The organism is Thalassotalea agariperforans (assembly GCF_053470345.1).
Genome location: NZ_JBQMWH010000005.1, coordinates 87,177 through 109,375 on the forward strand (window position 1 = coordinate 87,177; position 22,199 = coordinate 109,375).

General features: G+C 37.2%; 21 protein-coding genes and 1 pseudogene. 9 read left to right on the forward strand and 13 right to left on the reverse strand.

The window, feature by feature from the left end:
* The 4 genes from rsxD (at position 1) to nth (ending at position 3,297) form a co-directional block, all read left to right on the forward strand.
* The gene (gene rsxD, locus ACSLUO_RS08915) at positions 1-1,080 is read left to right on the forward strand and encodes an electron transport complex subunit RsxD (protein ID WP_448248075.1); all 1,080 of its coding nucleotides are present in this window, start codon (positions 1-3) and stop codon (positions 1,078-1,080) included.
* Positions 1,080-1,721: an electron transport complex subunit RsxG gene (gene rsxG, locus ACSLUO_RS08920; RefSeq protein WP_448248077.1), complete on the forward strand. Its 642-nt coding sequence runs from the start codon at positions 1,080-1,082 to the stop codon at positions 1,719-1,721. Before rsxD ends, rsxG begins: the two co-directional genes overlap by 1 nt.
* 2 nt (positions 1,722-1,723) lie before the next feature.
* Complete coding sequence (gene rsxE, locus ACSLUO_RS08925; RefSeq protein WP_448248079.1) at positions 1,724-2,554, forward strand: electron transport complex subunit E; 831 nt, start codon at positions 1,724-1,726, stop codon at positions 2,552-2,554.
* 83 nt (positions 2,555-2,637) lie between these two features.
* Positions 2,638-3,297 carry an endonuclease III gene (gene nth, locus ACSLUO_RS08930; RefSeq protein WP_448248081.1) on the forward strand — a complete coding sequence of 220 codons (660 nt, stop codon included), beginning with the start codon at positions 2,638-2,640 and terminating at the stop codon, positions 3,295-3,297.
* 43 nt (positions 3,298-3,340) lie between these two features.
* Here nth and ACSLUO_RS08935 read toward each other — a convergent pair.
* The 8 genes and pseudogenes from ACSLUO_RS08935 to ACSLUO_RS08970 all read right to left on the reverse strand — a co-directional run.
* Positions 3,341-3,475: pseudogene (locus ACSLUO_RS08935) on the reverse strand (response regulator transcription factor); the annotation flags it as partial.
* A 259-nt stretch (positions 3,476-3,734) separates the two neighbouring features.
* Complete coding sequence (locus ACSLUO_RS08940) at positions 3,735-6,935, reverse strand: efflux RND transporter permease subunit (RefSeq protein WP_448248358.1); 3,201 nt, start codon at positions 6,933-6,935, stop codon at positions 3,735-3,737.
* 10 nt (positions 6,936-6,945) lie between these two features.
* Positions 6,946-8,271, reverse strand: a complete 1,326-nt coding sequence (locus ACSLUO_RS08945) for an efflux RND transporter periplasmic adaptor subunit (protein ID WP_448248083.1) — start codon at positions 8,269-8,271, stop codon at positions 6,946-6,948.
* Positions 8,272-8,323: 52 nt separating this feature from the next.
* On the reverse strand, positions 8,324-9,541 hold the full coding sequence (locus ACSLUO_RS08950; protein ID WP_448248085.1) for a TolC family protein: 1,218 nt from the start codon (positions 9,539-9,541) through the stop codon (positions 8,324-8,326).
* 72 nt (positions 9,542-9,613) lie between these two features.
* Entirely contained in the window at positions 9,614-10,036 is a 423-nt protein-coding gene (locus tag ACSLUO_RS08955) for a hypothetical protein (RefSeq protein ID WP_448248086.1), read from the reverse strand.
* Positions 10,029-10,943 (reverse strand): cation diffusion facilitator family transporter, encoded by a 915-nt coding sequence (locus ACSLUO_RS08960; RefSeq protein WP_448248088.1) that lies wholly within the window; start codon positions 10,941-10,943, stop codon positions 10,029-10,031. Before ACSLUO_RS08960 ends, ACSLUO_RS08955 begins: the two co-directional genes overlap by 8 nt.
* A gap of 10 nt (positions 10,944-10,953) precedes the next feature.
* Positions 10,954-11,661: a transglutaminase-like domain-containing protein gene (locus ACSLUO_RS08965; RefSeq protein ID WP_448248359.1), complete on the reverse strand. Its 708-nt coding sequence runs from the start codon at positions 11,659-11,661 to the stop codon at positions 10,954-10,956.
* A 10-nt stretch (positions 11,662-11,671) separates the two neighbouring features.
* The gene (locus ACSLUO_RS08970) at positions 11,672-12,331 is read right to left on the reverse strand and encodes a cation efflux transmembrane domain-containing protein (RefSeq protein WP_448248090.1); all 660 of its coding nucleotides are present in this window, start codon (positions 12,329-12,331) and stop codon (positions 11,672-11,674) included.
* Between the two features lie 78 nt (positions 12,332-12,409).
* Here ACSLUO_RS08970 and ACSLUO_RS08975 point away from each other — a divergent pair, with 78 nt between their 5' ends.
* Positions 12,410-12,799, forward strand: coding sequence for a Cd(II)/Pb(II)-responsive transcriptional regulator (locus tag ACSLUO_RS08975; RefSeq protein ID WP_448248092.1), 390 nt, complete (start codon positions 12,410-12,412; stop codon positions 12,797-12,799).
* Between the two features lie 356 nt (positions 12,800-13,155).
* Here ACSLUO_RS08975 and ACSLUO_RS08980 read toward each other — a convergent pair whose 3' ends face one another.
* On the reverse strand, positions 13,156-14,427 hold the full coding sequence (locus ACSLUO_RS08980; RefSeq protein WP_448248094.1) for an SH3 domain-containing protein: 1,272 nt from the start codon (positions 14,425-14,427) through the stop codon (positions 13,156-13,158).
* Positions 14,428-14,624: 197 nt separating this feature from the next.
* Positions 14,625-16,802: an AAA family ATPase gene (locus tag ACSLUO_RS08985; RefSeq protein WP_448248096.1), complete on the reverse strand. Its 2,178-nt coding sequence runs from the start codon at positions 16,800-16,802 to the stop codon at positions 14,625-14,627.
* Between the two features lie 386 nt (positions 16,803-17,188).
* Between ACSLUO_RS08985 and ACSLUO_RS08990 the strand changes: the two genes are divergently transcribed.
* From ACSLUO_RS08990 to ACSLUO_RS09000, 3 genes are read left to right on the forward strand one after another with little or no spacing between them, the layout of a single operon-like run.
* On the forward strand, positions 17,189-17,602 hold the full coding sequence (locus ACSLUO_RS08990; protein WP_448248098.1) for a LexA family protein: 414 nt from the start codon (positions 17,189-17,191) through the stop codon (positions 17,600-17,602).
* Entirely contained in the window at positions 17,590-18,846 is a 1,257-nt protein-coding gene (locus tag ACSLUO_RS08995) for a Y-family DNA polymerase (RefSeq protein WP_448248100.1), read from the forward strand. Before ACSLUO_RS08990 ends, ACSLUO_RS08995 begins: the two co-directional genes overlap by 13 nt.
* Before the next feature lie 7 nt (positions 18,847-18,853).
* Positions 18,854-19,417 (forward strand): SOS response-associated peptidase, encoded by a 564-nt coding sequence (locus tag ACSLUO_RS09000; protein WP_448248102.1) that lies wholly within the window; start codon positions 18,854-18,856, stop codon positions 19,415-19,417.
* 312 nt (positions 19,418-19,729) lie between these two features.
* Here the strand turns inward: ACSLUO_RS09000 and ACSLUO_RS09005 are convergent, their stop codons facing one another.
* Positions 19,730-20,587, reverse strand: coding sequence for a hypothetical protein (locus tag ACSLUO_RS09005; RefSeq protein WP_448248104.1), 858 nt, complete (start codon positions 20,585-20,587; stop codon positions 19,730-19,732).
* Positions 20,588-20,694: 107 nt separating this feature from the next.
* On the opposite strand from ACSLUO_RS09005, the gene ACSLUO_RS09010 reads away from it, so the two are divergent.
* Positions 20,695-20,946, forward strand: coding sequence for a helix-turn-helix domain-containing protein (locus tag ACSLUO_RS09010; protein WP_448248105.1), 252 nt, complete (start codon positions 20,695-20,697; stop codon positions 20,944-20,946).
* 12 nt (positions 20,947-20,958) lie between these two features.
* On the opposite strand, the gene ACSLUO_RS09015 is transcribed toward ACSLUO_RS09010, so the two are convergent.
* Together ACSLUO_RS09015 and ACSLUO_RS09020 are read right to left on the reverse strand one after the other, a co-directional pair.
* The gene (locus ACSLUO_RS09015; RefSeq protein ID WP_448248107.1) at positions 20,959-21,207 is read right to left on the reverse strand and encodes a hypothetical protein; all 249 of its coding nucleotides are present in this window, start codon (positions 21,205-21,207) and stop codon (positions 20,959-20,961) included.
* Between the two features lie 10 nt (positions 21,208-21,217).
* A complete protein-coding gene (locus ACSLUO_RS09020; RefSeq protein WP_448248108.1) occupies positions 21,218-21,829 on the reverse strand; it encodes a hypothetical protein in 612 nt (203 codons plus the stop codon).
* Positions 21,830-22,199 lie beyond the last annotated feature (370 nt).

Genomic DNA, 22,199 nt, shown 5'->3' on the forward strand with positions numbered 1-22,199 from the left:
ATGGCATTTTGGATAGCAAGTTCGCCCCATAATCATATTCAAAATAAAACTTCCGCTATTATGCGACTGGTTATTTATGCTGCCATTCCAGGCATTCTCGCCCAATGGTATTTTTTTGGCTGGGGAAATTTAATTCATTTAGCAATTGCATTAACAACTGCTTTTTTGGCGGAGTTTTTTGCTTTATCAATGCGAAAAAAGGATATTCGACATCAAGTGCTTGATGGCAGTGCGCTACTAACCGCACTATTAATTGCTGTCAGTTTACCCGCTATAGCACCGTGGTGGATCACAGTATTAGGTTGCTTGTTTGCTATTTTAATCGTTAAACAATTATATGGCGGCTTAGGCCATAATCCATTTAACCCCGCAATGGCCGCTTATGTGATGTTATTAGTGTCATTTCCATTACAAATGACCAGTTGGCAACCTCCACTGGCGTTAATGACTATTGACCTCGACTTTACTAATACCGCATGGGTTATTTTCACCGGTTTTACCCTAGATGGTTATTCTATTGAACAGTTAAGGTCTCACGTTGATGGTTTCACGATGGCGACCCCACTCGACACCTTAAAAACCGATTTAACCATGGGATTAACTGCCACAGAAAGTTTTAAAAAATCGATCTTTGGGGAGCAAATTTCTTTTGGCTGGGAATGGGTCAATGCTGGATTTTTACTTGGCGGCTTATTTTTAATTGCTAAAAAAACTATTGATTGGGTAACACCTGTTAGTTTTTTAACTAGCATTTTTATCTGCTCATTTATCGCCTATAGCATTAACCCTGATGGCAATGCTTCCACCTTTTTCCATTGGTTCTCAGGCGCCACCATGTTAGCCGCATTTTTTATTTTATCGGACCCAGTAACAGGGGCAACTAGCATTAAAGGTCGTATTGTTTTTGCAGCGCTGGCCGGCTTTTTAGTGTTTATTATTCGTAAGTTTGGCGGTTACCCAGATGCGGTCGCTTTTGCTGTTTTATTATGTAATATGGCCGCGCCATTAATTGATCAATATACACGTCCGCGTACTTATGGCCACAAGGTTCAAATGTCAGCCAAGCAGGAAGGTAAATAATGAAAGTTGCCATCACCAATAATGCCAAGTTATTAGCAATTTTTGCCATTGTTTGCACCCTTATTGTTGCTGTTGTTAATGAACTCACCAAAGAGAAAATTAACCAACAAGCCGAGCAATACTTATTAACAACACTACACAGTATTATTGAACCAGAACGTTTAAATAATGACATGTATCATGACTGTTTAATGGTTTCAGATCCCTTACTCGGGAATAAAACTCAACAAACCATTTACCTAGCTCGATTAAATGAAACCCCCGTTGCCGCCGCAATTACAGCAACAGCACCCGATGGTTACAATGGCAATATAGAATTATTAGTGGCGATTAATGCTGATGGTAGCATTAGCGGTGTTCGAACCTTACAACACAACGAAACCCCCGGTTTGGGTGATAAAGTAGAATTGAGAAAATCGTCATGGATCACCTCATTTTCTGGCAATGTACTAGATGGTGAAAACGATAGCCGCTGGGCCGTTAAAAAAGACGGTGGTATGTTTGATCAATTCACTGGCGCTACCATTACCCCACGAGCCGTTGTTAAAGCGGTTCGTAAAGCGGTGATCTATTTTGAAAAAAATAAAACCTTCTTATTTAGCAACTCAAGCGCTGACAACAGCGCGTCTTGTCGAGGTTAAACGTGACAACTTCATTAACATCTGCCGATAACGCAGCTGAAAACTCAGTGACCACAACCGTAGAAAACGATAATACAACCGATCACAAACCCAAATTAAGTGATTACGAAAAGTTAGCCCAAAAAGAAGCCTTTAACAAAGAACTAAAAGAACTCGCCTTTCAGGGCTTATGGAAAAATAACCCCGGTTTAGTACAACTTTTAGGTTTATGTCCTTTACTGGCTGTAACTAGCACAGTTGCTAATGCGTTAGGCTTAGGTATCGCCACCATGCTGGTATTAATTGGCTCAAACTTAACCGTATCGTTAATTCGCCAATGGGTACCAAAAGAAATTCGCATTCCAATTTTTGTTATGATCATTGCAACCTTTGTAACCTGCGTACAATTATTAATGAATGCATACACTTACGGCATCTATCAATCGTTAGGTATATTCTTGCCATTAATTGTTACCAACTGCGCAATTATCGGCCGAGCAGAAGCTTATGCTTCAAAAAATCCCGCAAAACAAGCGGCCTTCGACGGTTTAATGATGGGCATTGGCTTTGCTCTGGTTTTACTCGCGTTAGGCGCGATCAGAGAACTACTCGGCCAAGGTACTTTATTTGACGGCGCTGAATTATTACTCGGAGAGTGGGCAACCATTTTACGCATTGAAGTGATGACCTTAGATAGTCAATTCTTATTAGCCATTTTACCGCCCGGTGCGTTTATCGCCATGGGCTTTTTAATTGCCATTAAAAATGCCATCGACAATCACTTAAAAGAACAAGCCCCAAAAGTTGAACAAAAAAGCATTGAGCGTGTTCGAGTGAACTTTGAGCAGTCTTAATTACGAAATGCTAAATACGATAAGTGAGTTAAAAAATACTGCTAAAATGGCCTATTTTCCCAACAAAAACTATAAAAATTAAAATGAATAAACAAAAGCGCTTAGAAATATTAACAAGGTTACGTGAGAATAACCCTCACCCAACCACAGAATTAAACTTCTCCTCGCCGTTTGAATTATTAATTGCCGTGCTGCTGTCAGCACAAGCAACCGATGTCAGCGTTAATAAAGCCACCGATAAACTATATCCGGTAGCAAATACACCGCAAGCAATCTTAGATTTAGGCTTAGACAAATTAAAAGATTACATCAAAACCATAGGTTTATTTAATACTAAGGCCGTTAACACCATTAAAACTTGCCAAATGTTAGTTGATTTACATGGCGGTGAAGTACCAGAAAACAGAGCAGCATTAGAAGCGCTTCCGGGTGTTGGTAGAAAAACCGCTAACGTAGTACTAAATACAGCTTTTGGCTGGCTAAAAGATAATGAAGGTAGATATTTTCTAGCTGTAGATACCCACATACAACGCCTCGCTAATCGTACTGGCTACGCCAAAGGAGCGACGGTTGAGCAAACTGAACAAGCCATAATCAAGAATACGCCTAACAAAACGGAATTCATGTTCAACCTGCATCACTGGTTTATCTTACACGGTAGATATACTTGTACCGCACGTAAACCAAAATGTGGTTCATGTATAATCGAAGACCTATGTGAATTCAAAGATAAAAGTGAATAAAGTGAACAAATGACTTTATAAGTCACTTGTTTTAACATTGAGAATAAACACCATCAAGAACCATACTTAACCCTTCGGAACTATCACCAGTATCATCAACCGTAAAACCTAAATTTGATAAGCCAATTCTCAAGCTTCGTCTTAATGATGTTGAGTCTACAATAATTAAAATTTTCAATGAAAAACCCCCTCTAAAAATATCAAAATAACAGATGAAACTTAAGATTTACTGATTTTACACTTAAGATATACTCTGAATGACTTAAAACATCTAAAAATTAAAATGATCTTTAAATGACATCCATAAAATAGAGTCTTAATCCGTTTTGTATTTTATTTGGTTTAAAATAAATCATATAGATACAATTCTAATATAGCTTAAATGAGAAGTTTCCAATTCATCTACATGAAAATTGAAAACTTCTGTTTAAAGTTAACTATTGTGATAACGCTTCAATTTTTGCTTTAGAAAACCACCTATACAAAACAGGTAATACAAATAAAGTGAGTAAGGTTGCCGTTATTAAACCTCCTACAATAACGCTGGCTAGTGGCCTTTGTATTTCAGCCCCTACTCCGTTGGACATTAACATCGGAATCAACCCTAAAGCCGAGGTTATTGCCGTCATCAAAACAGGTCTTAATCTTGATGTTGCCCCTTCAAAAACAGCGCTAGATGCATCTATGCCATCTTGGATGCGTTGGTTAATACTTTCCACCATGACAACACCGTTTAATACTGCGACGCCGAACAAGGTAATAAAACCGACAGAGCTTGGTACAGATAGGTACTGTCCTGAGATATACAAAGAAAAGATACCGCCAATCATCGCAAGTGGCACATTAATTAATATCAAGAAAGCCTGACCTACTGAGCCAAATGCAAAGTAAAGTAATAATGCAATTAGCGCCAATGACAGTGGCACGACAATCAATAACCTTTTTTGAGCACGTTCTTGGCTTTCAAATTGTCCACCTATTGAAATTGAATATCCCGCAGGCAAATCAACTTTATCAGCAATAACCTTTCTAATATCGGCAACAACACTGCCCATATCACGACCCTGAACATTAGCTTGAATAACTACGCGCCTTTGCACATCATCTCTTCTCACTTGTGGCGGACCTGACTCAAATGAAACTGTCGCAACATCACCTAATCGAACCCAAGCTCCCGTTGGAGATTGAATGCGAATGTCTGCAATAGCTTCTTGGTTATCTCTATAGGCTTCTTCAATACGAACATAAATATCATAGCGTTCATTGCCATTAATAATTTGTCCTGCTGCAATACCACCTATACCGTCTTGAACAACTTCCATTATGTCACCTACTGAAAGACCAAAGCGTGAAAGCTCTTGTCTGTTAGGCTTAACCACTAATTGAGCTTCACCTGCAATTTGCTCAAGTGCAACATCTCTTGCTCCATCAACCTCTTTAATTACCGCTTCAATTTCTTGGCCTTTTAAAGCCAATTGCGCTAAATCAGGACCAAATAGCTTTATCGCTAATTGTGCTTTAACACCTGATAAAAGTTCATCAACACGGGTTGCAATGGGTTGCGAGAAGTTCAACAAAAGACCAGGGAACTCTTCTAAGGATTGTTCCATTTTGTTTTGCAGCTCATAGCGGTTTGATGCACTTGTCCATTGTGATACTGGCTTGAGTCCAATATAGATTTCAACATTGTTGACCGGCTCTGGATCACCACCTATTTCAGCGCGTCCAATACGGCTAAGTGCATAGGTCACCTCAGGGAATTCCATTAACTTTCTTTCCAAAATAGGCGTGACCGATAGCGCGGTATCTAAGCTAGATGATGGTGCCAGCGTAGCCCTTAAGTTTATTGTTCCTTCTTCTAGCTCAGGCACAAATTCAGTACCTATATGTGGGATTAATGCGAAGGCTGATACAACTAATAATAAAGATATAGAAATAACTAACTTAGTTCGCTTAAGGGCAAAGCCTAGGCTATTTCTATAGAGTTTATCTAAAGGTTTTAAGACAAAACTTTCTCTTTCTCTGATACCTTTTTTAAACATGAACGTCGCAAGCGCAGGCACAATAAAAAGCGCGACTACGATGGCAGAGATCACAGCCAAAATGATACTAATCGCCATGGGTTGAAATAATTTAGCTTCAACACCTTCAAAGCTAAATAAAGGTAAGAAAACAACTAAAATAACAGACGCTGCAAAGAAAACAGGACGAGCCACTTCTTTACCCGCTTCTTTTAAACGTAACTCTATGCCGTGGTCATCACTTTCTACGTTATATGGATCAACATCATCAGCCGGCAGTCTTGACTGAACATCTTTGTTGTGGAGAGCATCAGGTTTGTTCAAATGTTTGAACATATTTTCAACCATTACCACAGAGCCATCAACTAACATACCAATTGCCACAGCAATGCCACCAAGTGACATTAAGTTTGCTGAAATCCCTGCCCAGGCCATTATCATTAGTGCTATACCTACAGATATTGGGATTGAAATAAGTACAAGAAACGTTGCTCTTAAGTTCATTAAAAACAGCGCAAGCACGATACAGATAAAGATAAATGCTAATACCAAAGCATTTACAACTGTATTGACAGCCTGTTCGATTAAATCAGCTTGATCATAAAAAGGTTCAAAGCTAACACCCTTTGGCAGCGCTTGGTTAATGAGTGGAATTCGAGCATTAATTCCATCAATGGTTGCTTTAGTATTTGATCCCATACGTTTAAGTACAATACCTGATACTACTTCCCCTAAGTTTTCAACTTTTCCATCAGCGGTTTTCCGTGTCATGGTGACAGCGCCTTGACGAATGTCACTGCCAATTTCAACGTTAGCAATATCAGAGACAGTGACAACTGTACCTTCTACTGTTTTAACAGGTACTTGTTTAATATTGCCAATACCTGCTTCACCACTTTCAAACCAGCCTGTACCTCTTATAACAAGCTGTTCTTGCCCACGATTCATATACCAGCCACCCACATTGGTATTATTGCTTTCTAGGGCTTTAACGATATCTTCTTGGGTTAACCCATAAGCTAATAACTTAGAAGGATCGACATTCACTTGGTACTGCTTCACATCACCACCAAAAGATAAAACATCCGTAACGCCATCAACAGGCATTAGCAGTAGTTTGATAATCCAGTCATTAAGACTTCTAAGTGCCATTGCGTCATAACCAGCCTCTTTATCAGACACTAATAGATATTGAAATACCTGACCTAAACCAGAAGTATTTGGTCCCATTTCGGGTGTGCCAACACCTTCTGGTATTAGTTCTTTGGCTGCTTGCAAGCGTTCAAAAACCAATTGCCGAGCAAAATAGATGTCGGTGCCTTCTTTGAAGACAACGGTTACACCCGATAAACCGGTCTTTGAAATAGAGCGAACCTGCTCTACATCAGGTAAAGCATACATTACTGCTTCAATTGGGTAGGTAATAAGCTGTTCAACTTCTTCAGCAGCAAGACCAGGTGCTTCAGTATTTACAGCAACTTGAACATTGGTTACATCAGGGAAAGCATCTAAGTTTAATTTTGGGATAACTAACGTTGCCCCAATAATGGTGGCAACAAGCGCAATCAGTATTAGCAGTCTATTGTTAACAGACCAATCTATAATTCGATTAAACATCATAGCGCTCCTAGTGGTTATGCGGATCAAATCCGCCTTTAGCTATTTCTGAGGCGACAAAAAATGCGCCCTTGGTAACCACACGAGTACCACTTTCTAAGCCAGAAATTTCTCTAAACTCTCCTAAAGAACGGCCTAATTCAACTTCTACAGCTTTAAACTCACCAGGGTGATCTTCTACAAATACAGTCCAGTCACCATCCGCGCTTCTAATTAAGGCATCTTCAGGAACTGCTAATATTTTATGCTGAGTTTTAAATTGAAATAAGACTTTTACAAACATGCCAGAATGAAGTTTATGCTCTTTATTATTCACCGATAATCTAATGATCCGAGTTCTCGTGGTGGGATCTATGGTGTGGGCTTCCTGAATCACTTTTGCTTGGTAATTCTCACCATTAAAGACAACAAGTGCAGGAGAATTAATGGCTAAATTGAGTTTTTTATTCGGTGATACTTTTGCTTCAATCCACAGCTGCTTTTCATCAGCTAAAAGCATAATCGTATCACCCGCATTAACACCTTGTCCTTGTATGAAATCATCCTGTAAGACAACTCCTTCTCTGTGTGCTGTTAATGAATACTGCCCAAATGCCGTAACATCTTTATTTGAAATCTCAGCGATAGCCTGCTTTGTTAAACCAAAAGCGATTAATTTACCATAAGAAGCATTAAATGCCGTTTGGGCTTGCAGTAAGCGACTTTCACTGACGGTGTTTTTACCTAGCTTTTTAATTCGCTGCCACTCTGTTGATGCAACGAGGTAATCTGCTTGTGCTTGCGCAACAGCTTCACTAAATAAGGTCACTAACTTTTGACCTTCTTCAACATGCTCACCTAGGGTGGCGTGTCTATTTATAACAACGGACTCTGTGCGAGGTGATACCACATAACTCTTGTACCCATTCGCTTTAACCTCTCCAGGTGCATAAATTGTACTGAATTGATATCCAGGTATTATTGTTGATACTTGGATGTTTGCCAGTGACATTTTTTTGGGGCTGAGGGTAATACCTTCTTCATGTTCTTCTTCAGCGGCATTACTTTCATTGCCGTGATCATGATCGTCATGTTCATCATGTCGCTCAGAAGAGTCTTCCGAGTGGTCACTATGTTCTACACCTTCTTCAGAGTGTTCACCTTCGTGATGCTCTTCTGTACCATGATTTTTACTGTCATGGTCGTGGTTGTGTTCATTATCCCCATGTTCGGCATGCACCTTTTCAGTGGTACTTGTATCAAGTGATTGAGCGTACAGGTCATTGCTTATAGCTCCACTTAAAAAAAGTCCACTAATTATCATTACTGATATCTTTTTGCTTAATAATGTATTCATGTTAATACCTATAAATTTTGGATATTAAGATTTAACTGGCAGTGATGCCTGTTTAAATCTCAAACTTAGATAATTGTCCGATACTCCAAATGAAGGATATTTCGGAAAGTCTAAAATCTTTTTCTAGTTGAATGCCTGAATGCAGCCCTTCAGCTTGTTGGCTCAAGGCTAATAAATAATCTGCTGTGTTAATATCACCAGCCTCCCATCGAGCGTTTATCAGCTTTGTACTCTTCTCAACTCGTTTTTGAATAAGCTGCTTCCATCGCTGATAATATTTCTGACTAATAAGAAGCGACTCATAGTTAGCTTGAGCTTCAAAAGACTGCTTCCGATATACAGAGCGAAAATTTGCTTCGGCAGCAATTGACTTTGAGTAGGCGGCATTGGTCGCATCTGAATAGTTATTTCGGATGTTTAAAGGGATTGAGAAGGTTAAGCCGACCGCACTTTCACCACCATCTTGTCCTGCACTCACCCCAAAAGAGGGGTTAGATTTATACTCTATAGTGGTTAATTCTGCTTTGGCTTGTTGCGCTTTCCATTGCGCTTTTGCTAGCTGCACAATTGGATGTTGCTCAACCCACTGAGCTTGATACTCATAGCTTGTTAAGCCAAATTCATATGAAGCTTTATTGGCAAATTCAGGTGTCCAATCAGGCAATAACTCACGTACCTTTAATTCAGCATTTTTGAGCTCAATTTGGTCGTTTGCTATTTCACTAAAAACTTGTGAAAGGTTTAAGTAAACTAGCTCAGTATCTAAAGGCTCAAGTAATCCGGCTGCTTGCTTTTCTTCTGTAATACTCAGTAAAGTTTGCAGTTGTTTTTCTCTCTCAATAGATAGTTGTGCTGTCTCCTTTGCACTTTTCCATATGGCTAAAGCTGTTAATACATCTGCTTTTTTTGAATCAAGCAATACTAATAATTGCTGTTCACTCGCATACACACCGATTTCACCTAGTGATGTATTGGTAGCTCTTTTATCCCAAAAATCGATTGTTTGCGATATACCGATAGAGTAATTATTGAAATTTCCGTTTCTCTCATAACTCGCTTCTAGTTCAGGGTTATAGACGGCTTTAGTTAAGTTCTTAGCCTCAAAGTTACTTGCTTTTAATAAGGCTTTAGCCTCGATAACTTCAGGATCTTTATTTACTTGGGCATCAAGCCACGAAATAGCTTTCTGCTTGCTGTAAGCGGGGGTTGAAATACTTACAGCTAAGCAAAAAGACAGGAGCACACCTGTATTTTTAATATATTTATACATAAGACTTCTTAATTTTTTTAATTAATATCAGCCAAATTCATCTTTATTGGTATGAATTGGCGGTAAAAAGAATTAAATAAAATAAGAAATAGGAGGACGCAAAATAGCGTCTAGTAATGCTTTAGATTGTACAAACTGATATGGAGTTTTGTTAAGTTCGAATGGCGAGGTTGCAGTATTACTTTTATTAAAGACAATCCATGATAAATGACTTCCATTACAATGCCCGCAATGGTGACAGTCTTTAATATCATGTTCCGCTTCTTCTAAATTATCATTTGAATGATGGAAATCACTTTTGTGATCATGTTGGGTTTGTATGTGCTCTATATCTAATTGGTGACTTTGTGATGTTGCGGAGACAACGGCAGTTAGTGACTGTAAAACAATCGAAACTAATAAAAGCATTTTAAGTACAACTGAAAATTTCAATTTAACCACCGAATAAAATTTGAGTAATAAGAATAACAGAATGTAAATTTTTGAGCTAGCCATCAATATTCTTTATTGGCTCATCCCTACATAATTCATCAGGAAACTCAAATTCGATAGTTGTATGGGATAAATGATAACAACTTAATTTAATTGCAATATTACGTTTTAACGTCATCAGGTCTTCAATAGATAGTTTTTCCTTTAATTCTAAATGAACCGTTAATACATGGCTTTCTCCATCAAGCGACCAGAAGTGCATATGATGAATTCCTCTTATTTCGGCAAAACTAAGTAATGCATTTTTTATGTCACCTTGCGTCTCTTGTTCAGGTGTAGCCTGTAGAAATAATGCCAATGTAGTTTTAAGATTTTTTAAGACATTAAATAATATAAACAAAGTGAACCCCACTGATAGCAGAGGATCTAGTATGGGTAATTCCACAAAAAACAATACGATTGACACGATAAGTACGGCTACCCAGCCTAAAACATCTTCCAGTAAGTGCCAAGTTAGAACCTTTTCATTTAAGGTGTTGCCCGCTTTTAATTTAAAGACTGCATATCCGTTTACGGCTACTCCTAATATCGCTAAACCGAACATTCCTTCAACCATCGGCATTTCTGGCTCTGATAATCTTGGTATTGCTTCAATCAAAACCCAAATAGAACCGACGATTAATACAATACTATTAATCAAAGCGCCAAAAAGCGTTAAACGTCTGTAGCCATAACTAAACTTAGCAGACGGTTTCTTATCTGAAAAATGACTTAATATCCAAGCAAAGCCTATTGAAAGACTGTCACCAAGGTCGTGTACTGCATCAGCCATAATTGCTGTACTGTTAGTTAACCATCCACCAATAAATTCAATGATAGTAAAAGATACATTAAGAAAAAATGTCCAGCCAATTCGATTATTCTTATCGTCTGTATTAACATGATTGTGTAAATGGTTGTGATTATGCATTGATTTACCTTTAGAGTTTATTGTTTCGGATCTTAACTACATTTCTATTAATCAAATGACGGATAACTTTTCGATATAAGCAGCGTTTTAATCCAGACAGATTAGTACCCTTTTCTTGATAGAATTCATCGGGTGAATCGTAAATACCAAAGTCATCATGAATTCCTTCTTTTTGGATATAAGTATCTTGCCCTTGCCACTCAGTATTAGGTGATGATAAACATTGTGTGGCAACACCATAACCACAGAACTCATTTTTAATTTGGCTAAATTTAATCTGTAAAGCGTTTAAGTATTGACGATCTAGAATAAACCCTTCTAAATTTACCCAACGTCCATTAAAATAAACTTCAACCCAACTATGTATAATATATTTAGGTGCTAACCAAAAAACATAGGCCGGAATAGCTCCTTTTTGTAACTGTTGTTCAATAGTAAACCCATGAAATCGACACTTAATTCCTAAACCTCTTAATAGCGCCATCAACAAATTGCTTTTGGTATTACATTGCCCATAACCATCTGCAAGTACCTCACTTGCAGGAATATCATCACTGTTGTTGTAGCCAAATTTAATTTCATCTTTAACGAAATCGTAAGCAGCACCAATTTTGTTAAACTCATCTAGCTCTTGCCAGCAGCGTCCTGAAATTAATGATTGTATTTCAGGATGATCAAAGTTAAGGATATTTGTACGTATCAATAGTTTTTCTTTCATAATAAAAACGTTATTTTGAACAACATGATGTTGATTTTTCATCTTTACTTTTTTGAACGCATGGCGACTTAGTTGCTGCTAATTCTTGTTTAGCATCAACTAATATCCTATAAGCCCCACGAAGAATTAATGCGGAAATGATGCTACCAATAACAATATCAGGCCAACGTTGCTGAAGCACCATGACCAAGACACCTGCGATAACAACACCAAGGTTTGCAATAACGTCATTAGCGGAAAATATCCAACTAGCTCGCATGTGTACTTCGTCATTATTGTGTTTACGAATTAAAATTAAGCAAATGATGTTAGCGACTAAAGCAACCATACCAACACTAATCATAAACCAGGAATGAGGCTCGCTTTCTCCGAATAACCGTCGTGCAATATCAAGCAAAATCAGTACACCTAGTATCAATTGAAAATAACCGCTTACTAAAGCTGCATTTGCTTTGTGTTGAATTGACTTACCTACTGCATATAAGGCAATTGCGTAGACAATAGCATCAGCTAACATATCTAAAGAATCGGCGATAAGCGCGGTTGATTCCGACAACCAACCAAAACCAATCTCAAAGACAAACATCACCGAGTTAATCGCTAACAACCAATAAAGTACCGTTTTTTGTTGGTTATTTTTTAATTCAACTTCGCATCCACAACCACTCATTTTTTTAACTCCTACCTACTTGTATATAATAACTATAAAACCTATAGTAACTATAGAGTCAAGCAATTAAGTGATTGTATGAAAATAGGTGAACTGTCGAAGGTTTCAGGCGCTTCAATACAAACGATCAGATACTATGAACGTGAAGGTTTAGTATCTGCGCCTGAAAGAACGGAAGGAAATTTTAGGTTCTATAATTCAAAATCAATAAAAGAATTAGAGTTTGTAAAACACTGCCGAAGCCTTGATATATCATTAGCTGATATTAAACGCCTAATTGAACTCAAAAATAAACCCGAAGAAAGTTGCTCCAGTGTTAATGCCCTGATTAATCGACAATTAATGTTAGTTAATCAACGAATGAAAGAATTAAAAGCATTAAGAAAGGAACTTCAGAACATGGCAAAATCATGTCCAAGCGACAATACTGTCGATGCTTGTAATATTATGAAATCACTTGATGGTTAAATTTCGATTGTGGTATTGAAATGCAACGCCCAGACTGAATAAAGTTATATATAAGCTTAAACGGCCAAGAAAAGTTATTGATTTGGGATAAAAACACTTTGAATCTATCATAGCCTCACAAATATATATGGCCGCTTTAAGCTCTGAGTTGTCGTTAGATGATGATTATTCTTTAAGGCAACAGCTAGCCAATAGTCGACATTGGCTTTTTGTGAATTCATGTTCAAACTCATGACAATTTCAACCAAATTTTACTGCTTGTTTGTGGGACTGGTTTAAGTTCACTGCGGTCGTTGAAATTATTGTTGATTGCCTGATAATAATAAAGTGTACCTGATCCCACTTAATATAAAGACCTATTTGATAATAAAAGTGTATTTCCGTGAAACCCATCCTGTCACCGACATATTATCACTATCGTACTCTACAAATAGCCAAGACTTATTTGATTTATCAAGAACTTCAACAAGAGAACCTATTTTTAATTTTGTAATTACTTCCCCTTTCATCGATGGCAGCTTGCGTATATATAAATTATCTCCTGATATTACTCTATAATCTTGTAATGCTGACTTATCAAAGTTTTTTGCTTTTCGAATTAATGATTTAACTTCTTGTTTATTTGTTGCTTGTTTCAGTTCGTTTTGTGCCGATATATAGTTTTCATATACATATGAAGAAACTAGGTTTAGAAACACTGTAAAAAACGCCATTAGTAATATGTTAGCTATTTTGCTTTCTAAAGCACTCAGAAATAACTCATAAAAGCCGTTAAGAATTATCGGGTTAGAATTTTCACCTTTACATTGATCTTCAATAGAAATAGATTCTGCAATTAATGGCTCTAGCCCACTAAACTTATCTAGTTGGACCCCTTGTTTGGATAGGTGTTCTTTAATATCTATAACATTCGAAATTCCGTGACTTTGTGTTTTTAAAATTTCACGAACATCATTAATTCTCTCCAGAGCTTGTTTTTGCTCTTTATACATTTCAGCAATAGATTGAAAGCCTGTCATCGAAGTGATTTGTTCTGACAGTTTTATGGCTGAGTTAGAATTGAATACCTTCATCTGCTCTTGCGCTAGTTTTAAAGCAGGACTGGTATCGTATGCCTTCATTTGCGCTTGCATTTGTTTCAAAGCAGAACTGGTATCGTATGCCTTCATTTGCGCTTGCATTTGTTTCAAAGCAGGACTGGTATCGTATACCTTCATTTGCGCTTGCATTTGTTTCAATGCGGGATTGGTATCAAATACCTTCATTTGTGCTTGCATTTGTTTCAATGCGGGATTGGTATCAAATACCTTCATTTGCGCTTGCATTTGTTTCAAAGCAGAACTGGTATCGTATGCCTTCATTTGTGCTTGCATTTGTTTCAATGCGGGATTGGTATCAAATAGCTTCATTTTCGCTTGCATTTGTTTCAATGCGGGATTGGTATCAAATACCTTCATTTGCGCTTGCATTTGTTTCAAAGCAGGGCTGATTTCGTATGCCTTTATTTGTGCCTGCATTTGTTTCAAAGCAGGGCTGATATCGTATGCCTTTATTTGTGCTTGTGCGAGTTCTATGGCTGACTTTTTTTCAATACCTAATTCTTTTTTTTTATTTTTTTTGGATGTCATTTATAGGCTCGCAATTAAAACTAGTTATTCCCTTATATAACAAGGTTTATATCATATTTTGAAGTAATTAATACTTTCAAATTGAGATAAAAACCTTGAATACAGATAACCAGCAATGGCTTTAATGGGAATAAAAGGGTGGTTTTAAAAAAACCTCGTTGAGGTAACTTATCGCTACCTCAATGAGTAAAGCTAATTCACACGCTATTTAACGCTTCAACTTTCGTATAAAGCTGATATAAATGTTGCGCTGACATATCTAATATAGGCTCATACATAAAGGAATTTAAGTGTATGTTTTCAGGCGTCATAAGATTTACCTGGTCTAAAATTTCAATGGATGTCGTCTCTGCACCAAAATCATTTATAAAGCGTTCAAATAAAGCATTAGTTTGATTTTTAGTGATACTGCCATAAAAATCTTGGTCATTAATTTTTTGAATCATAAACTCTTCTGCATGAAGCCTTATTGCAATAGATATAATAATTTTATCTTCAAGCTCTGCCTTATCGTTATTAGCTACAACTATCTCATTACTTACTTCAAACAGCTTATTTTTAATAGAATCTTGCCCATCAGGCAGTATTACTTCAGATTTATCCGCAAATACCCCTCTATATACCAACTGCAAGTCAGATAACAATAGATCACCAGTTTCAGGCTTCATATGAAGTAAAGCTGTCAATTTATTATATTGTTCTTCTCCCCCACAATACTCTGCTAAATTACGAGCAAATGGAATACAAGCCAGCACACACTTAATGTCTACAGATAACTGAGACTTCCAAAAAGTAAGGACATCTCGTTGGTAGCGCTCCTGCTCAAGAAGTATTTCTGTATCCGTTTTTAATGCAAATAAACGCTTAGCGCCATAAATGCCTATTCGACTACAAATTGTTCTATGAAAATCAAAGTTATGAGTTAAAAATAGAATCTTAAAATTTGGTCTTTCGGATAACTCTTTTAAGTATTCTATTATTGAGTATTTATTTTTGTAATCAAAAGAATCTGCAATATCATCAATGACAAATAAAACGTCACCTTCTTGTCGTTTCCTTACTTCAATTTCGAACAATAAATTAAGTATATATAAAGCACGTCGTTCTCCTTGACTAAGAACATCCATTAAGATTGCTTTACCAACATTTTTAACGTCTCTTCCGTCATCAAAGTCAAAGCTAATTGTTGGTGTAGCACTATTAAGAATTACATCTTCTTGATTCTTAACACTTAGGCTAAAAGGAACATTAAAACGTTTATTAAACACTTTAACTACTTCTTCCCAAGTCGTTTGTTCTTCTTTTGCTTTTTGAGTAATATCTAAAATCAGCTTTTTATTTGTGTCGTATATCTCAACGAGTTCGTTCGACATCCCTTTGTGCTGTTGTAGATAAGCTAACCACAACTTGTTCTGCAATGTTTTATAATCAGCCAATTCAGGCAATAACCATTTATGTTCGGTTAAGTAATCTCTTAGTTTTTTAGTATCAACATTACTTAATTTTTTATCTATTGCTGCAAACTTCTTTGCCAAGCCAGCATCACTTAGGACTTTAGCTTGCTCACCATCAATTAGCTGTTGTAACTCTTTATGAGTAAAAACCTCTTGTTTATTTCCATCTAGAGTCAAATTGACAGTATGTTTAGCACCAAAAAAACCAGTGTCATTAAGACTTTTTGAAATGCTATTAGCACTTTGATGGTTAAATGATTTTGAAAGAATTGGGGACTTATCAACTAGGTTTTCATATGTTTCAATATATTCATTAAGTTCTTTACTGAGATTACCTGAACTTATCAATTGCAAAGCTTTTTCATTAAACAGCTCGTTATAACTGATGTCAGATAATTGTGAAAAATCATCTTTTTGCTGATTTAATTCAGAAATCAAATCATAAAACTCCTTTTCACTTCTACCGAAACAATTACATAGCACTGATTCAACACTTTCCTTTCTTCCAGATATACCAGAGCTAGCCTTTAGGCTTTTTACAAACTCTACCCTCTTGCTTTGTATCTTTTTTAGGGCGTCGTCGTACTGTTGTTTTAAGGTGTCATTTACTAATAAAAGTGAAACTTGCTCCGAAGAGTAGCTTTCTTGATATGGTTTAATTACAAAAACATCGGCACTATCAATTGATCTACCATCTGACAACACATCACGTTTGGTGGCTCTTTCAGGAAAAATAACATCCTTACTTTCAGTTTTTGTAGCTATATCATCAAAGGTTCGAGCTAAAGAGCTTTTCATAAATCCATTTGGAGCATAGATAGAATAAACGCCTTTGCTCCTATGATTTACTGCGAGGTCAAATTCGAAATTTAGTTTACCTATTCCATAACAATTTTCTAAGGCTATATTTAGCTTGTCCATTTTTACTCCTGTTAATCTCGATTGACGAAAATAATAAAAAAGCGATTATCATATTACATCAGGGTATGAATATATTATTCAAGTGCAATCTAAGTTTTAAGTCACTTAGTTTGATCTGTATAAGGTTTTTATTAGAGGAGTTATTAAAGTGTACCTGTGGGGGCAGGTTCGTTAGAACGTCAGCAATGTTGTTTACTTCATTAACGTCTGATATTTTGAATTCATTTAAGTCTAATTTGTCGGTTCACTTGTCGTTAGATAATCTTAGGCTAATGTCCGTTCGTATCTAAGCGGACATTAGCTTCTTTATTTCTCGACAAATATTCCATAATTTTCACTAAATGATATACTGCTCAAATATACAGTGTTTTTTGTTTGGCGCTTTTATGAAAGTTATTCCTATTTATATTGAAGCCGGTATTTCTGGTTTTGAATCGCCTGCGGCAGAATATAAAGAGCTTGGCTTGTCACTCGACCAGTTATTAATTACTAAACCTGACGCAACCTTCATTGGTGTTGCGAAAGGACAATCAATGGTAGAAGTTGGCATTTTTGATGGTGATTTACTCATTGTTAATCGAGCTGAGCAGGTTAGAGATGGTGATGTTGTCGTTGCTAGCTTTAACGGCTGCTTTACTTGTAAGCTTATTGATACCCAGCGCGCCCAGCTTATTTCTGCCTCTAAAACCCATAAAACAGTAAACATTACTGAAGGTGATGATTTTCAAATTGAAGGCGTGGTAACACGCTCTATTCGTTTACACCGTCAAGCCAGTGAGTTAATAGCATGTATGCGTTAGTTGATGCGGTTTCTTACTATGCGTCAGCTGAAAAGGTTTTTGACCCATCGATAAGAAACAAACCCGTAGTTGTTTTAACCAACAACGATGGTTGTGTTTGTGCCGTTTGCCCAATTGCTAAACAGCTTGGCATTCCTAAGTTTAAACCTTACTTTCAAATCAAATATTTTTTAGATAAACATCACGTCGTTGTTCGTTCATCCAACTACGAATTGTATGCAGATTTAAGCGATAGAATGATGAATGTTATAGGCCGCTTTTGTGATAACCAATATGTGTATTCGATTGATGAATCATTTCTCTATTTCGAAAACTATCATGCAATCATTAATGACTGGCACAGCTACGGACATAAAATTGTTGATACTGTTTGGCAAGAAACGCGTTTACCCGTTGGTGTTGGTTTTGGCCCAACCGCAACACTTGCCAAAGCGGCAAATCATGCAGCAAAAAAGTTATCAGGCTTTAATGGTGTTGCGGTTATTGATACTGATAAATCAAGACAAGATATTCTTAAACGCATGTCAGTTACCGATGTTTGGGGCATAGGTAACAGGCTAGGTAAAAAGCTTAATTTACTTGGCATTAAAAACGCTTGGCAATTAGCGAACCAAAATCCGAAAGCGATGCGTAGCCAATTTGGTGTTGTCGTTGAGCGCACGGTTAATGAGCTAAATGGTATTAGCGCGTTATCGTGGGATGATGTAAAACAGCCGAAGAAAGAAATATTTTCAACTCGAAGTTTTGGCCAGCGAATTACCGACATTGATTCATTAAGAGCAGCGCTTGTTACTCATAGCAGTGTTGTTGCTCGAAAATTAAGAAAACAAACATCACTTGTTAAGCGATTACTAATTTTTGCTGCCAGCTCACCTCATGATGACAACTACGTAAAACGCTCGTTTATTTACACCTTTCCTTTAGGTACTGATAACTCATTAACCATGGCAAATGCGGTGTCAGCCATGGTGCCACATCTTTTTCAAGTAGGCGTACAGTATTATCGTTGTGGTGTTGGCGCTATTGAATTACATGACCAAGCCTTTACCCAGTATGATTTATTTGAAACACAAAAAGAATCACCTGAATTAATGTTCATGTTAGATAAAATCAACCATCGTTATGGCGCTGATACGTTAAAAATAGCAACCGAAGGTAAAGCAGAAAAATGGCAAATGCGAAGAGCATTCTTATCGCCAAGTTATACAAGCAAGTGGTCTGATATACCAAAAATAAACTGTTGAGGTAAATATGTGTGGTCGATTTAGTGTAGACAATGGGTTAACGCCAATAGTTAGCGAACTATTTAATACAAATTACAGCGTAGAAACTAACGATAATTTAAGTCCAAGCCAATCAGTTGCGACTATTGTTAAAACTAACTCAAACTATCAGCAAGTAAATGCCTTATGGGGAATTAAGCCGAGTTGGTCTAAAAAACTCATTATTAATGCTCAAGCTGAAAGCGTGGCAACTAAACCTACATTTAGGCAAGCTTTTCAAAGTCAAAGGTGCTTAGTACCTTGTAATGGTTGGTTTGAATGGCGCTTAGAAAATGGCAAAAAAGTAAAATACTTCTTTGAGCATGCCAATAAAATGCCTTTGTATATGGCCGGCATATTATTTCAACATGAGCATACCGAACTAGTCACCTTAACTACTCAGCCTAATGAAAAGTGCGCTCAATACCACAAAAGAATGCCCGCGTTGGTGTTAGCAAAAGATAAAGACTATTGGTTTAATTCCTCACCCTTGGATCTTGAACCATTACTACAACACGTGGAGGATAGGGTTATTAACATTGAGAAAAAATAAATTTAATTAGAACAACATATTTGTAGAGGTTAATACTGATAAAAGTGATTCTAAACATAATTACATGTTTTATAAAAATTCAGTATCTGCAATTATATTCAAAATAGCCAAACAACTTCATCCTTACATTAGAGTTAATATAATTTCATAAGCTTTCGCAGCCATTTCTTCAAATATGGCAATAGTAACGCCCCAACACCAAAACTTATCACTAAACCTATTAAGGCTATTTGAAAATTTGTCATTAATTTTCCTTTATAAAAAGGGCAAGAACGAAACGCCCCTGCCCTATAGATGATAGTCTAGCTGAAACTAGCTATTAGCAACATCTTTGAGTTCTTGGATAATTCTACTTGAAAAATCTTCTCTAAAATTACTGTCACCATTTCCTTGAACACGTACAGGGTAGCTAATTCTGTATTCAACTTTCGATTTCCCCCGATATAAAAACACATTTAACGACACCTTAGCGTTAACACCATTTAAATGAAGTGAAAAATTGTTTTTATAGGTTCTATCATGTTGACCATTGTTATCATTTTCACGATAACGAAATTTTCGTTCGAAGTTCGTTTGAACCGAGGCTGGGTCAAAATCTACATTAAACTCCCCTGACTTCACTATATCTTGTCTAAGCAGTGGTGCTGGTGCTTTTATAATTCTTTCCAATAATACAGCCAATTTTGCATCGCTCAGTAATGGCGATATAGGAACGAATGGCCCCATCCCCTGTTTAAGCTCAACTTTACTTGCCGGTTTCATGCTCACAGTGATAGTCGAATCATTTTCCGTCAACACATAAGGTAATGCCGTTGCTAACGTTGTTTTATAAACGTTGCCCGTTGAATAGTTCTCTTGGTTGACGTAGGTAAGAAGAATATTTTCTTCTGTTGATGCCACCTCAGTCCCCCATGATTCAAGCCCACCTCTTGAACACAAGCGAAAGCCACAATTACCATAACCTGCATATTGGCGAATATGCGATTCGAGTAATGTTCGTATATTCTCTTTGGTGGTAACAGATACACCATCCCCTGGCAGCTTTTTATAAACATACGTGGCACTGGTATTGGTCGGCGTTAATTGAATGGTTCTATCTTCCGCTGTCATTTTACACGCAGACACCATTGCAACTAGCGCACTCACAACCACGATATTCGTTAACTTCATTGATCACATTCCTTATTTAAAGATAAATTGATACCGGATAAAACACTGAAATAAAACTTAATATCCGATAATCGGATATAATAAGTATTAATATAGTCTTTGCAACCATGAAAACTATATTTGATGCAAATTACCGTAAATTAATTGGTTGGCTGATCGCTGAGCGCAAGTTCAAAAACCTCACACAAAGCCAAGTGGCCGAGAAACTGGGCTATCCACACCAAAGTTACATCTCTAAAATTGAAAGTTTCGAGCGTAAACTTGATGTGGCTGAGTATGTAAAACTATGTCAGGTGTTAGACGTTAACCCGCATGAAGGTATTGATATATTACTCAAACCAGCCTCACGGCATTTTTAAACGACTTCGTTTTTAAAACCACCGATAAAACAGCAAGGCATACAGCGTTTTAAAACAATGCTTGCCGTTGTTTTTCTCTTGAAATTGACTGTAGCGGACAAGCCCCCAACAGAACTTCATGAGGAGCAATAGATAACATGCATCAATAAACGGGGTATTAATGTAAACCTTAAGCACAAAATAAATAACACTCACTACGACCATGATAACGGTTAGTTGATTGACGATGCGTTTTTCTTCTTTAGTCAGCTCTTTGTTCATAATATCCTCCCTAAAAGTCATCCATACCGACATCACTACTAAAGCCATCATCCCAAGACATATGGCTCGACAAGTCATTAATATCGTCAAAAAGTGAGCTAAAAGGCGTTATCGATGAAACTTGGTTGGTATCATCAAGGGTGCTTGTACCGTAAAGATTTCCGCCGACATCGACCATTGAATTGTTTATACAGGGTAAACCGGTTGCCGGATTTATTTGGAGAATATCCTGGTCATCAAGGTGGATTGTTTCGGGGGTGTTATCATCCATAAAACCTACGGGCAATAAATCAGGCGCAGCCTGTAGATGATGAGCATATTGCTCAGATGACCGCTGATGAGCGTGCCCTTTACCGTGTATTGATGAGGTTTTAGCCTGGCGTTTTTTTGCAAGTAATTGCTTTTGGCGACGTTCGGCTTGTTTCGCTTTCACAAACTGCGCTCGAGCATACCCTTGCTGTGTTGGTTTTTTAATTACCGCCGGTAGTCGAGATTGGCTGTTACGTTGTGCCCGAGTTAATGTGGGCTGTTTGTTAGGTGATGTTTGATATCTGTCACTATCATCGTAAACAGGCACGGTAATATCACAAAACCCTTCGAGGCTGACAAGTGTTGAAGACATGAGTAACTCCTTTTTTTTAGTGGGTATTTTCAACGTTGTCTCGAATACCTTAATGAAAAAAAGTCACATTACAAACCTTAAATAATTTTTTTACAGCATGATAGGCTGCTGCCTTGGGGCATCAGTAGGTTATTCCTAATTGTCGATAATGTATGTCTTTTCGGGCTTTTTTCTTTAGGCTATCTCTTAAACAACACCTAATTGGCATTATCACCAGACAAGACAGCGTGATAAAGCAACGCGTAAAAAACGCCTTTTTATACCATAAAAAGGCAAAAAATAGCGTCTTTGCAAAAGACCAATAAGCGCGGAAGAAAAAACAGCATGAAATGCTTTTTTTTCGAGAGCAGCGCAAATGTGCAGACAGGTC

Bases quoted from the DNA above. Each gene is read 5' to 3' on its own strand.
- ACSLUO_RS08955 (WP_448248086.1), bottom strand. From the start codon at position 10,036: ATGGCTAGCTCAAAAATTTACATTCTGTTATTCTTATTACTCAAATTT.
- ACSLUO_RS08965 (WP_448248359.1), bottom strand. From the start codon at position 11,661: ATGAAAGAAAAACTATTGATACGTACAAATATCCTTAACTTTGATCAT.
- ACSLUO_RS08990 (WP_448248098.1), top strand. From the start codon at position 17,189: ATGAAAGTTATTCCTATTTATATTGAAGCCGGTATTTCTGGTTTTGAA.
- ACSLUO_RS09020 (WP_448248108.1), bottom strand. From the start codon at position 21,829: ATGTCTTCAACACTTGTCAGCCTCGAAGGGTTTTGTGATATTACCGTG.
- ACSLUO_RS08970 (WP_448248090.1), bottom strand. From the start codon at position 12,331: ATGAGTGGTTGTGGATGCGAAGTTGAATTAAAAAATAACCAACAAAAA.
- ACSLUO_RS08985 (WP_448248096.1), bottom strand. From the start codon at position 16,802: ATGGACAAGCTAAATATAGCCTTAGAAAATTGTTATGGAATAGGTAAA.
- rsxG (WP_448248077.1), top strand. From the start codon at position 1,080: ATGAAAGTTGCCATCACCAATAATGCCAAGTTATTAGCAATTTTTGCC.
- ACSLUO_RS08980 (WP_448248094.1), bottom strand. From the start codon at position 14,427: ATGACATCCAAAAAAAATAAAAAAAAAGAATTAGGTATTGAAAAAAAG.
- nth (WP_448248081.1), top strand. From the start codon at position 2,638: ATGAATAAACAAAAGCGCTTAGAAATATTAACAAGGTTACGTGAGAAT.
- ACSLUO_RS08950 (WP_448248085.1), bottom strand. From the start codon at position 9,541: ATGTATAAATATATTAAAAATACAGGTGTGCTCCTGTCTTTTTGCTTA.
- ACSLUO_RS09015 (WP_448248107.1), bottom strand. From the start codon at position 21,207: ATGAACAAAGAGCTGACTAAAGAAGAAAAACGCATCGTCAATCAACTA.
- ACSLUO_RS08975 (WP_448248092.1), top strand. From the start codon at position 12,410: ATGAAAATAGGTGAACTGTCGAAGGTTTCAGGCGCTTCAATACAAACG.
- ACSLUO_RS09005 (WP_448248104.1), bottom strand. From the start codon at position 20,587: ATGAAGTTAACGAATATCGTGGTTGTGAGTGCGCTAGTTGCAATGGTG.
- ACSLUO_RS09010 (WP_448248105.1), top strand. From the start codon at position 20,695: ATGAAAACTATATTTGATGCAAATTACCGTAAATTAATTGGTTGGCTG.
- ACSLUO_RS09000 (WP_448248102.1), top strand. From the start codon at position 18,854: ATGTGTGGTCGATTTAGTGTAGACAATGGGTTAACGCCAATAGTTAGC.
- ACSLUO_RS08940 (WP_448248358.1), bottom strand. From the start codon at position 6,935: ATGTTTAATCGAATTATAGATTGGTCTGTTAACAATAGACTGCTAATA.
- rsxD (WP_448248075.1), top strand. From the start codon at position 1: ATGGCATTTTGGATAGCAAGTTCGCCCCATAATCATATTCAAAATAAA.
- ACSLUO_RS08945 (WP_448248083.1), bottom strand. From the start codon at position 8,271: ATGAATACATTATTAAGCAAAAAGATATCAGTAATGATAATTAGTGGA.
- ACSLUO_RS08960 (WP_448248088.1), bottom strand. From the start codon at position 10,943: ATGCATAATCACAACCATTTACACAATCATGTTAATACAGACGATAAG.
- ACSLUO_RS08995 (WP_448248100.1), top strand. From the start codon at position 17,590: ATGTATGCGTTAGTTGATGCGGTTTCTTACTATGCGTCAGCTGAAAAG.